This window comes from Ligilactobacillus ubinensis (assembly GCF_024160875.1).
Classification (GTDB): domain Bacteria; phylum Bacillota; class Bacilli; order Lactobacillales; family Lactobacillaceae; genus Ligilactobacillus; species Ligilactobacillus ubinensis.
Genome location: NZ_JAIULA010000037.1, coordinates 1 through 11,839, shown reverse-complemented (window position 1 = coordinate 11,839; position 11,839 = coordinate 1). Strand labels below are relative to the sequence as shown.

The following is an 11,839-nucleotide window of genomic DNA, read 5'->3' as shown; positions in this document are numbered from 1 at the left end:
AATACTGATTTTTTAACTTTTAAATATGAGATTCAACGAATGAATGATGCCAGTACTTCTTTTAACTTACAGCCTAAATTTGATATAGCCTCTGCACAACGTCCAGAAGAATACTTACAAAACATCCAAATTCGATTAAACTCAGTTCTTGATAAATTATCCGCTAATTCAGAATTAGCTACACTCACACAGATTGCCTGTTTAATTAAGCAAAGTAAACATGTCGCAATAATTGGAATTCGTGAATCTTTAGAAATCGCTCTTAATTTACAACTCGGTTTCTTAATGCGAAAACAAAGTGTCGATGTTCCTGAAAATACAACTGTTCTTAGTGAAATAACTAAAAATTATACCGAAAATGATGTAATAATAATTATTTCTAATAATGGGAACTACTTTAGTAGTAATCGAGATGATTGGTACCAAATAAGAAATGCAAAAGCTAAATTAGTTTTAATTTCACAAGACTATTCTGGAAAATTTTCACCTATTTTCGATTATATTTTCAAAATCGGATTTGACGATAAAAGAATTGGAACTCTTCCTACTATTATTGTTAGTGATTATTTGTTGACTTGTTTTGATACTCACGAATAAAGTTTTGATACCAATAATAACTATCTTTAGGATATCTCTTTAACGTTTTTTCATCAAAGTCTGTGCGATCCACATATATCAAGCCATACCGTTTTTCCATTCCATCTCCAACACTTAAGAGATCAAACATTGACCAAACATTGAAGGAAAAGACATTCACACCATCTTTACGCGCATTTTGTAATGCTTCAACATGCCCTTTAAGATATCTGATTCTGTCATCATCATGTACTTTGCCATCAACTAATTTCTCTTTTTCAGACCAACCACACTCTGTAATCATTAAAGGAATATCTGGATATCTATCCATAACCTGTCTCAATCCATAATATAAACCTGTTGGGTCATCATTCCAGCCCCAATCGGTGTAGCGTAGGGTTGGTTTTTGTTTTCTTTCTATTCTATTAAATATGAATTCATCTTCAAAGTAGTTAGGTTTATGTTTAACAATCGTTGTACAATACCAGTTTAGTCCTAAGAAATTTGCAGTTCCTTGCTTTAAGACTTCACTGTCTTCTTTAGTAACTTCAATGTTAATACCGATATTTAATAGTTGTCGTGTAAAGTATTGTGGAATAGTGCCTTTAATAGCCACTTCCATTTGTGCAAAAGAATAAAAGTCTTCTAGTTCCTTAGCTGCAGCAACATCCTCTGAAGTCCCATCATATGGGATTGTTGTAATATATGAAATTGCTGGTCCAATCAAAGATTCAGGATACTTTTCATGACAATATTTATAAAGTTTTGCTTGTGCAATCCAAAGATATAAATTTGCCTGATAAGCTTTTTGAAACTTAACTTGTTTATCTTGTTTAGGATCGATTCCCAACAACTCTGAATCTAAGACAATTACACCTTGCTCATTAACCGTCAACCAATGAGCAACATCTTTTCCATACTCATCAATTAAAAATTTACCATAAGCTACAAAATCATCAATTGCCCGCCGACTATTCCAACCTGCATACTCGTCATAAAGTGCTTTTGGAAAATCAAAATGAAACATCGTTACAACAGGTTTGATACCAACTTTTTTCAATCCATCAATTAAGTCGTGATAGTATTGAATCCCCTTTTTGTTTGGTTTATCTGTATGTCCTGTTGGAAACACCCGACTCCAACTAATAGAAAATCGATAGGATTGTACCCCTAATTCTTTCATCAATCCAATATCTTCTTGTAAATGGTGGTACTGATCAACAGATACTTCTGTATCCATTTGTTTGTGGTTTCTACTAGATGCTCTTAAATCCATCAATGATAATCCTCTACCATCTTCATCACGAGCTCCTTCTACTTGAAAGGCACTAGATGCTCCTCCCCACATAAAATTTTGCCCAATAGCCATTAACATCACTCCTAAAAATAATTTCTTAATACATGCTTAGTATATATGCAGCGCTTACAAATATGCAGTATTTTCAAAAACATGAAAATCTTTTTACCTAAGCGTTTTTTTTGCAATATCTATTAAGTCGTTTATACTAAAAATAACTCACTAAATTAGGAGGTCATGGCTTGTTATATAAGGCTTACTATACTTCACCCTTAGGAACTATCACGCTTTTAAGTAACGCTGACTACTTACTTGGATTATGGTTTAACGACCAAAAACATTATGCGGCTAATTATGATTTAACGACTGCAACCTCTTTGATAAACGTTCCTATAAAAAAGACAGAAGACTGGTTAACACAATATTTTGCTGGAGAAGTCTTAAGTCCAGCTATACTCCCCTTAAAACCTGAAGTCACAGTCTTTCGAAATAAAGTTTTGAATATCTTAAAAAATGTTCCATATGGAGAAACTATTACCTATGGGGAAATTGCCAGTAAACTCGAAAAACCAGGGAGTGCCCGTGCTGTTGGAGGTGCTGTTGGGCACAACCCCATCGCTATTGTTATTCCCTGTCATCGTGTTTTAGGAAGCAATCATACACTAACTGGGTATGCAGGTGGTATTGATAGAAAAGTTGCTTTACTATCTTTAGAAAAGCTTCATAAAAATTAGCTTCACTCACTTCATTTTAGTAAGTGTTTTTTCTTTATACCTATGTATAAATTTCATAAAAAACAATATCTAAAAATAGCTACTTCTAATATTTTTTTATCTATTCATAAAAACGAAATAACCCTTATATGTCAAGTATAAAAGAAATTATTTCAAGCTACTACCGTGCCTATAAAGCACTATTCTTGACATCATATAGAATAAAATATATAATTTCCTTCTAAATTTAAGACAACCCATTTTTTATTCGTACAGATAACCTAGTTATGTACTGGGGCGAGTACAGAGGCGAATATTCTATTTTTTTAGAATATTGGTCTCTTTTTTTATGCTTTTTTATAAATTTAAAAGGGAGCTATTTCTATGAAAAATAAAACAAATATGCAAAAGCTTTTCTTTAAAAAGAATCCAGCAACATATACTTGGATTTTATTTTTTTGGTCTGTTACCATGTGTATCTTTGAATACTTTGCTATAAAATATAGCATTCTTCCAACCTATACAAACAGACACTTTTTTTTTGTTTTTTTACTAATCTTAAATCAACTTTTCGTCGCCATTTTCTTTTTTTGCGGTATTTCCAATTTAGTAATTGCAGCTAAATACCAATTCATTAAAAAAAAAGAACAACAACAAGAACTCGCTATCTTAAAACAACCCTTACCTAAAAGATGGCATCCAAGAGTACAATTGCTTTATACAACTTATAATGATTTTATTCCTTATGCCTTCGCACAGTGTTTAAATCAGACCTATGATAATGTTCAAGGCGTTATTTTAGATAATTCTACTGACGAAAAATATATTAAAATGATTCAACAGTTTGTAAAAGTCCATCCTCAAGTTAAATGGGTTCGCAATGCTCCAAATAAACACGCCAAAGCCGGTAATTTAAATAGTTATCTTTGTAAACAGCCAAAAGAATCTTACGATTATTTCGTAATCTTAGATAGTGATGAATTACTAGAAAACAAGTTTGTCGAAAAATGTCTAAAGTTTTTTTATCATAATCACCATCTAGGTATCCTTCAATGCAATCATATCAGTGGTCAAAACTACAATAGTTTTATGAATCTCTTTTCAAACTCTGGTAATATTTTTTGGCCCGTGCAAAATGTCATAAGAAGTGTTGAAAGCGGTACACTCGCTCCTAATAAAAATGACCAACAGCCACACATTATAGAACGTGGTAGCACTGTTTGCATCGAATTAGGTCATGGTGTCATGATATCTCGTGAATGCTTCGAAGACATTGGTCAAATTCCCCATGCTGTTGCTGAAGATCTCTGTACTTCAGTTGAAGCCCTTTTAAAGGGATGGAATATTAGATTTGCTTCTCAGATTTATGGCAATGAGGAATTTCCTGTAGATATGAGTGCATTGATGGTACGTTCTAGTAAATTTTGTTCTGCTAATTTTGAATTTTTCCGTAACTATTTTAAAACACTTAAGAAAACAAAACTGCTAACTTTTTATCAAAAGCTTGATTTACTAAGCTTTACGCTCTCTGTTCCCATGAATGCTTTTCAATATATTAGTTTATTGCTTAGCAGTATTATCTTCCCACTGTCAAATATCAAGCTTGGATATCAACTTTTAATGCTCTTTCCAGTCCTAGTATGTTATTTTAGTCAAGGAATTATTGATGGTTTCTTTGAACTCCAACGCGGTATGAAGTTTCATAAAATGCTTCTCTATGAAATCCAAATTGCATTTTTATATGGGTCTTTTTATTACTTAACGGTTAAAAGTACCTTTTTTGCTTTGCTTAAAAGACCAGCTAAATTTAACGTAACACCCAAAAAAACTAAGCATATTACTCTAACCGATGCCTTTAAAAAGAATTGGCAAGGAATTGTTTTTTCACTATTAACAATAGTTTTTTCTATTATTTGTTCTGGCTGTTCTTGGATTTTACTATCCTTTCTACCTGGTTGCTTAGGTTTTATTTTTGAACTAAAGGCAAATCAGCAAGGAAAGCAGGATCAACAAAAGCTTAAACGCTTTGAAAAATATAACTACTATGCTTTATATGAACCAAAACATGAACCTTTAAAGTGGAATGAGTAGTTTTATTAAATTAAATTGCACTTCTTGTAGTAAGCTGAGTGTAAAATAAATAATCAGCACACAATTAAAGAGCATTATCTTTAATTGTTGGAAATAGCAAAGAGTCCGAGATTCTTATCTCGGACTCTTTGCTATTTCCATAACAAGTACGTACATCTTTTTATAGTTAGTTATCATATTAATTTTCCTTAGTTTTTAAAACTAAACTCACTAAAAATCCAAGTATTGGGAGAATTAATAACCATCGAGCAGTTAACAACAAAGCTTGACTATACGAAAAATGATTAGCAAAATAAGCAATTAAACCTGTTGCGACAACAACACTAGTCGCTCCAATTACTTGTCTCATTGTCGTAATTAAAGCTGTACCATGACTCATCAATTCCTTTGGTAATGCATTATTTGCCGCTGTTAACGCTGGCATCATTGTAAAAGCATTACCACTTTCTAACAAGATTCCGCCCAAGATACTTGTCCATAACCACTGTGTTCCACTTGTTCCTAAAATTAAAAATCCCAATGTAATAAAACTCATTCCAAGCCAAACTAAAACTTTCAACCCAACACGATTCAATAACTTTCCTGCGATTGGATTTAAACGACTCAAAATATACGCAGCAGGTACCATTAACAAACCCGACCAGAGCGGTGCTAATCCAAAAATCTGCTGATAGTATAATGGTAAAATCACAGTTGCTATAATCAAGCCGCTATATGAAATCCCCGTCAATAACAAAGCTGCTGCATATCCTGGAAAATATAAAACTTTGAGATTTAAAAAGGGCTCTTTTAGCTGTCGTTGTCGCCATGCAAAAAGCACTAATACCGCTAAGCTGATTAACAATAACAACCACCACTTCAACTTTGTCCCTTCTGTAGGAAATAAATTGATCGCATACAATAGGCCACCAAAACCAATTAGTAATCCTGCTGATAACCAATCAAATCTAGTCGGTGTCAACGGATGTATCACTTTGATTGCAGATTGAATACGTACAATTAAAAACAATAGCAAAACGATAAATAAACCGAATAATGCTCGCCAAGAAACAAATTGCAAAACAACTCCAGAAATAATCGGACCAACAGCTAATGCTGACCCCATCACTAAGCCAACAACGCCCATCGCTAGTCCTCGTTCTTTTTTGCTACTACTCTCCAAAATTAAGCTTTGAAAAATTGGAAACAATGCTCCAACAGCCAATCCTTCAATTAAACGACCCCAGATTATCCAATTAAAATTAGGAGCAGCCATTGCAATAATTGTACCTAAAATAAAGACGCTCACAATCACATTCAATAGCTTTCTTAATGAAACATTGTCTAGTAACCATGGACTTAAAGGCATCACTAACGTCATTGTTACCATAAATCCGGTTGTTAACCATTGCACTGTACTTGTTTGAACACCAAACTGCTTCATTAAGATTGGATAGGTCGTTGTCATTGTCGACTGACTAATTGACATTACAAACGCTATCGCTAATAATCTTTTAGCAAAAACCGTCATTTTCTTAAAATCTTGCAAACTGCATTCCCCTTTTCACAAACACTTTATACCCATTATTATTTTAGAATAATTATAAATAAAAAACAACTATCAGCCGAATCTACAGCTAACAATTGTTGTCTTTATCTTCTATGCTTTTAGACTTAATAAACTATTTTATAATCCTATATTCAGGAAAACATTCTGGATCTATTTGTGTAAAACTCTTACGTACTGCTAATTTCAAGCGAATTTTTTTTAAGGGCAATGAAACTGCATTTAAATTATTATATATATATACAAATTCATTGTAAGCCTGCGTATCTATATCTAAATCAATTGACGTAATATCTAGAAGTTCGCTAATAATACTGTTATCAAGACTAATTACCTGTGTTTGATTCGCAACTGTTTCATCTAATTCACGCAATTTTTTCATAAACATCCCAGCCACATAGTCAGCATAAATAAAAACAACCTTAGGCTTTTCGGACAATTTCAAAAAACTTTGCGCACTACTTTCACCATAGTTTTCTTGTGTCGCACAAATATACTTCCATGTCTTTAGTCCCATTGCTTCTTGCTTTTTTATTGCATCATTTGCGCTTAACATATTTTGACTACGCGCAGAGTTTAAAACAAAACCCACATATTTATGCCCATTTTTACGTAAATTCTGCAAAATAGCCGCATAAATATAATAATGATCTACATATGCCGAATATATTTTAGTTGATTCAACGCGATGCCATGTTGCAATTGGTCCATATTTACTATACGGTTCAATTACTTGCCAGTCATTGGCCCGCGTTAAAATAAATAAACCATCAATTTGCTTATACTTGAGTAAATCCAAATACTGTTTTTCCTTAACTGGATCTGAATCACTTGAATATATAACGACTTCATATGCAAAACTTTCTGCGACCTTGATAAACTTTTCAATAAACTCTCCTAATAGTTTAATGGAACCATTGATGATAAAACCAATTGTACGTGTCTGACTATTGCGAAAATTACGCGCTAAATAGTTAGGGATATAACCTACTTCTGAAATTGCCTTTTCAACTTTTTGCCGTGTTTTTTTATTGACATAACCTTTATTTGTCAGTACACGCGAAACAGTTGACTTGGATACACCTGCCTTTTTAGCTACATCAAAAATAGTTGTCATCAAAATTCCTCCTTGACATGGGAATATTCCCATAAATTACACTTATTTTAGCACAAAAAATACTTTATGGAGGTTTTTAAGATGTCACATAAACAGCTAAAATTAGTAACTATTGGTGGAGGTTCTAGTTATACCCCTGAATTAATAGAAGGTTATATCAAGCGTAAAGATGAACTGCCAATTAAAGAAATTTGGTTGGTTGATATTAAAGCAGGCCAAGAAAAACTAGAAATTGTTGGAGCTATGGCTAAACGAATGGTCAAAGCCGCTGGTTTAGACTGGGAAATTCATTTAACTTTAGATAGACGTGAAGCTCTTAAAGATGCTGACTTTGTTTCTACTCAATTTAGAGTAGGGTTACTAAATGCGCGCATCAAAGACGAACGCATTCCTGGCTCTTATGGTATGCTTGGACAAGAAACAAATGGTGCCGGTGGCATCTTTAAAGCCTTCAGAACCGTTCCGGTTATCTTAGATATCGTTGCTGATATGAAAGAGCTATGTCCTAATGCTTGGCTTATCAACTTCACAAATCCTAGTGGGATGATTACTGAAGCAATTAAAACTTACGGTAAGTGGGACAAAGTCATTGGCTTGTGCAATGTTCCTGTCAACGCCATGATGAAAGAGCCAGAGTTAATTAATACCACCCTAGACCATCTAACTTATCGTTTTGCTGGAATTGATCATTTTCATTGGCATCGCGTTTTCGATGATACGGGCCGTGAAGTTACGATGGACATTATTAATGCTATTCAAAAAGGCGATGCAGCCTTACCAAAAAACATTTTTAACGTTAACTTTTTCCCAGAACAATTAGAATACATGCGCTTGCTTCCTTGTGCATATCATCGGTATTATTATCGTGAAGAAGAAATGCTTAATCACAGCCTTGAAGAATTTGCTGGTATTGGGACACGTGCGCAACAAGTTAAAAAAATAGAGCATGAACTTTTTGAATTATATAAAGATCCTAAACTAGATTACAAACCAAAACAACTATCTGAACGTGGGGGTGCTTATTACTCCGATGCAGCCTGCGAAGCCATGACGTCTATTTATAATGACAAGAAGACTCATATGGTCGTTTCAACACTGAATAATGGGACAGTACCTGATTTACCAGCTGATCACGTAGTTGAAGTTTCCGCTCAAATCGGAGCTGCTGGAGCTATTCCATTTACATTTGGTCCTTTCCAACCAGCAGAACGAGGGTGGTTACAACTTATGAAGAATATGGAACTATGCACAGTCGAGGCTGCTGTTACTGGTAATTATGGACTAGCGTTACAAGCTTTCACTATGAATCCAATGATTAAGTCAGGTTCAACTGCTAAACGTATTTTAGATGAACTTCTAATCGCACACAAAAATTTCTTACCTCAATTTACAGATAAAATCAAACAACTAGAAAAAGATGGTGTTACCGTTAAAGATGACATTGCACGGACTTTAATCTAACTAAAGAGGAGTATTTCTTAATGTCTAAAATTATTTTTCTTGATGTTGATGGCACTCTATGTAACTATGAAGGTTCTATTCCTAAAACAGCTATTCAAGCAATTCAACAAGCACGAAAAAATGGACATCGCGTTTATATTTGCACTGGACGAAGTAAAGCTGAAGTTTATTCAGAAATTTGGGCTATTGGAATTGACGGGATGATTGGTGGTAATGGTAGCTATGTTGAAGATAACAACCAAATTATTATGCATCAACAGCTATCAGCAACTGATTCACGTAAAATTGTTGATTGGCTACATGCACATAAACTTGAATTCTTTTTAGAAAGCAATAATGGTCTATTTGCAAGTGCTAATTTCGAAAAGCGCGGTAAAATTACCATGCAACAATATGCTAAAGGTAAAGGCTTTGCTGATGTCAACAATATCACTGTCAGAACTTCATTTCCTGAAATGATTTTTGGAGCTGAGCTTTATCGGACTGATTTAAATAAAATTAGCTTTATCTTGAACGATTACCAAGACTTCTTAGCTGCCAAAGCTGCTTTTCCTTCACTAAAAGTTGGTACATGGGGCGGTAAAAATGAAGATCCACTTTTTGGCGATATTGGAGTTCCTAACATTAGTAAAGCTCACGCAATTGACGTTTTATTAAATCATTTGCATGCCAGTAAAAGTGCAACCTTTGCTTTTGGTGATGCAAAAATAGATATTCCAATGTTAAACTATTGCCACATTGGCGTTGCTATGGGAAACAGTGGCCCTGAATGTAAGCAAGCTGCTGATTATATTACAACCTCTGTTGATGAAGATGGCATTGCGCGTGCATTTTCCCACTTTAAACTAATTTAAAAATAAGTTAGCTAATAGCATTAGCACTATAAAATAAGTGAGTCCAAGGCTTTTGTCTTGGACTCACTTATTTTAGCAGCTTACTATCCTTAATTTAATATCCTCGCTACCTTTTGTTGTAATGCTGGAATAACTCGTTCGCCGAACCATAGGTTTTTCTTTAACCAAATATTGTTTCTTGGCGATGGATGCACTATTGGAAAATAATTTGGTAAATACGCTTGATAGTTCTGAACGGTTGCCGTAATTGTCATTTCTTTAGGTAAACTCAAATAGTAACGTTGTGCATATGCTCCAATCAAAATAGTCAATTTAATGTTTGGCATCTGCTGAATCAACCTTGTATGCCACTTCTCTGCAATTCCTTTTCGTGGTGGCTTATCACCTGATTTGGCCTTTCCTGGATAATAAAAGTCCATCGGTATAACTGCAATTTTTCCTGAATTATAAAAAGTATCTTTTGTAATACCCAACCACTCTCGCAACCTGTCCCCGGAAGCATCATTCCACATTACTCCGGAATCTTGGACCTTTTTGCTTGGAGCTTGACCAATAATTAAAATACTTGCCGTTGCCGGTGTCGAGTAAATTGGAAATAGCCCCGCATGCGTATATATCTCATTTTGTTTATCATTTAAGATTTCATCAAAGATTGTCATCACTTGACTCCTTTTAACGTTAAAGTATGCTAAGTATCTTCTTTTTTATTATACGCTTATCACTTAATACTTTAAAAAGATTATAACCTAACAATTAATCCTAACCATAATTTGTACCTTTTTACTAATATATCCTAATCTGTGGATAAATTTAGCAAAAGCAACTGCTTCATTACCATGCTATAATGTGGATAACTATAAAAAACAAAAAATTGAGTTATCCACAATTAACTTAATTTAAGAAAGGCCTTTTATGTTATTCAAAAATAAAAACCTTAAAATGCGCATATCTAACTTTTTATTATTGCTTAATGACTGATTTATGGACTGACAGTCATTCTCAATTCATTGATGGTCTTGCGCGCCGTCAGTTACAAAAAACTTATTATGGATTGGGAACACGGATTGTCCTTACTGCTTTTGGAACTGTTTTAGAATCTGATTTGGACTCTGCTTATGCAGTAATACAACGTTATGAGGATTTATTAACCGTAAATCGCGATAATTCTGAACTAATGGCTATTAATAATGCTGCTGGAAAACATCCCGTTCAAGTATCGACAGCGACTTATGCTTTAACCAAATTAGCGGTTAAAATGAGTCAAAAACATTTTGGTTTTAATGCAGCCATTGGCCCACTTGTAAAATTATGGAAAATTGGTTTCGATGATGCTCATGTTCCAACTGATAGAGAAATTAAGGAGCAACTTCAACTTATTAATCCTGAAAAAATAATCCTTGATGATGAAAATCTCTCAGTTTTCTTGACTCAACCAGGAATGGAACTTGATTTAGGTGGAATTGCTAAGGGCTATATCGCTGACCGTATCCAAGATTTATGGCGTTCACGTGGAATTGATAGTGGTATTATCAATCTTGGCGGTAATTTATTACTAATGGGACTACCACCTCAACATGCTGATAAATTATGGCGTATCGGTGTCCAAAATCCATTTGCCACTCGCGGTGCTTCAATTGCAGCCATCAAAATAGGTCCCTGTTCTGCCGTTACTAGTGGCATTTATGAGCGTCATTTAGAAGCTGATGGTAAGAGCTACCATCATATTTTAAGTCCACAAACTGGTTATCCTTATGAAACAAATCTTGCCGGCGTCACTGTTTTTTCTAAATACTCAGTCGTTGGCGAAATAGAAACCACGCGGCTCTTTTTTGAAGGCGAAAATACGCATAATTGGGGAACAACTGACCCTAATCTTTTTGGGGCTATCTTTGTTACAAAAGAAAAAGGCATTAAACTTGTCGGTATTCCAACTTCAAATGTGTCATTACTAGATACAAGTTTTCATTTTATCTGAAAGCCTGACACATTTTTTGAAACCTTTTAACTTTTTCAATACTTTATGAAAGCTTATAACATAAGGGATATGTTTCAAAGTTAACCAAATAAACTAAGTGCGAATAACAAGGAAGTTAGCTATAAAACATTAACTTCATAAATCAGTTATCGCTTTGTCTGATTTATGGATTTGTTGCTTACTCCCTTTTAGCACATATTTGGAGATAC

At 34.1% G+C, this 11,839-nt stretch carries 10 protein-coding genes; 6 read left to right on the top strand and 4 right to left on the bottom strand.

What is annotated here, in order from left to right:
• Positions 1-597, top strand: a 597-nt coding sequence (locus LB941_RS12040; protein WP_253362234.1) for an SIS domain-containing protein, incomplete at its 5' end; no start/stop codon positions are given.
• Here LB941_RS12040 and LB941_RS12035 read toward each other — a convergent pair.
• Positions 557-1,945: a glycoside hydrolase family 1 protein gene (locus LB941_RS12035; protein ID WP_253362233.1), complete on the bottom strand. Its 1,389-nt coding sequence runs from the start codon at positions 1,943-1,945 to the stop codon at positions 557-559. The genes LB941_RS12040 and LB941_RS12035 overlap by 41 nt on opposite strands.
• A gap of 170 nt (positions 1,946-2,115) precedes the next feature.
• Between LB941_RS12035 and LB941_RS12030 the strand changes: the two genes are divergently transcribed.
• Together LB941_RS12030 and LB941_RS12025 are read left to right on the top strand one after the other, a co-directional pair.
• On the top strand, positions 2,116-2,607 hold the full coding sequence (locus LB941_RS12030) for a methylated-DNA--[protein]-cysteine S-methyltransferase (protein WP_253362232.1): 492 nt from the start codon (positions 2,116-2,118) through the stop codon (positions 2,605-2,607).
• A gap of 363 nt (positions 2,608-2,970) precedes the next feature.
• Positions 2,971-4,677, top strand: a complete 1,707-nt coding sequence (locus LB941_RS12025; protein WP_253362231.1) for a glycosyltransferase family 2 protein — start codon at positions 2,971-2,973, stop codon at positions 4,675-4,677.
• A gap of 178 nt (positions 4,678-4,855) precedes the next feature.
• Here the strand turns inward: LB941_RS12025 and LB941_RS12020 are convergent, their stop codons facing one another.
• Together LB941_RS12020 and LB941_RS12015 are read right to left on the bottom strand one after the other, a co-directional pair.
• Positions 4,856-6,187 carry an MFS transporter gene (locus LB941_RS12020; protein WP_253362235.1) on the bottom strand — a complete coding sequence of 444 codons (1,332 nt, stop codon included), beginning with the start codon at positions 6,185-6,187 and terminating at the stop codon, positions 4,856-4,858.
• Positions 6,188-6,338: 151 nt separating this feature from the next.
• Complete coding sequence (locus tag LB941_RS12015; RefSeq protein ID WP_253362230.1) at positions 6,339-7,340, bottom strand: LacI family DNA-binding transcriptional regulator; 1,002 nt, start codon at positions 7,338-7,340, stop codon at positions 6,339-6,341.
• 81 nt (positions 7,341-7,421) lie between these two features.
• On the opposite strand from LB941_RS12015, the gene LB941_RS12010 reads away from it, so the two are divergent.
• Positions 7,422-8,801, top strand: coding sequence for a 6-phospho-beta-glucosidase (locus LB941_RS12010; protein WP_253362229.1), 1,380 nt, complete (start codon positions 7,422-7,424; stop codon positions 8,799-8,801).
• A 20-nt stretch (positions 8,802-8,821) separates the two neighbouring features.
• Positions 8,822-9,655 (top strand): Cof-type HAD-IIB family hydrolase, encoded by an 834-nt coding sequence (locus tag LB941_RS12005; RefSeq protein WP_253362228.1) that lies wholly within the window; start codon positions 8,822-8,824, stop codon positions 9,653-9,655.
• A gap of 89 nt (positions 9,656-9,744) precedes the next feature.
• Here LB941_RS12005 and LB941_RS12000 read toward each other — a convergent pair whose 3' ends face one another.
• Positions 9,745-10,314 (bottom strand): uracil-DNA glycosylase family protein, encoded by a 570-nt coding sequence (locus LB941_RS12000; protein ID WP_253362227.1) that lies wholly within the window; start codon positions 10,312-10,314, stop codon positions 9,745-9,747.
• A 311-nt stretch (positions 10,315-10,625) separates the two neighbouring features.
• Here LB941_RS12000 and LB941_RS11995 point away from each other — a divergent pair, with 311 nt between their 5' ends.
• A complete protein-coding gene (locus LB941_RS11995) occupies positions 10,626-11,630 on the top strand; it encodes an FAD:protein FMN transferase (protein ID WP_253362226.1) in 1,005 nt (334 codons plus the stop codon).
• Positions 11,631-11,839 lie beyond the last annotated feature (209 nt).

Bases quoted from the DNA above. Each gene is read 5' to 3' on its own strand.
- LB941_RS11995 (WP_253362226.1), top strand. From the start codon at position 10,626: ATGACTGATTTATGGACTGACAGTCATTCTCAATTCATTGATGGTCTT.
- LB941_RS12020 (WP_253362235.1), bottom strand. From the start codon at position 6,187: ATGACGGTTTTTGCTAAAAGATTATTAGCGATAGCGTTTGTAATGTCA.
- LB941_RS12025 (WP_253362231.1), top strand. From the start codon at position 2,971: ATGAAAAATAAAACAAATATGCAAAAGCTTTTCTTTAAAAAGAATCCA.
- LB941_RS12010 (WP_253362229.1), top strand. From the start codon at position 7,422: ATGTCACATAAACAGCTAAAATTAGTAACTATTGGTGGAGGTTCTAGT.
- LB941_RS12005 (WP_253362228.1), top strand. From the start codon at position 8,822: ATGTCTAAAATTATTTTTCTTGATGTTGATGGCACTCTATGTAACTAT.
- LB941_RS12015 (WP_253362230.1), bottom strand. From the start codon at position 7,340: ATGACAACTATTTTTGATGTAGCTAAAAAGGCAGGTGTATCCAAGTCA.
- LB941_RS12000 (WP_253362227.1), bottom strand. From the start codon at position 10,314: ATGACAATCTTTGATGAAATCTTAAATGATAAACAAAATGAGATATAT.
- LB941_RS12035 (WP_253362233.1), bottom strand. From the start codon at position 1,945: ATGGCTATTGGGCAAAATTTTATGTGGGGAGGAGCATCTAGTGCCTTT.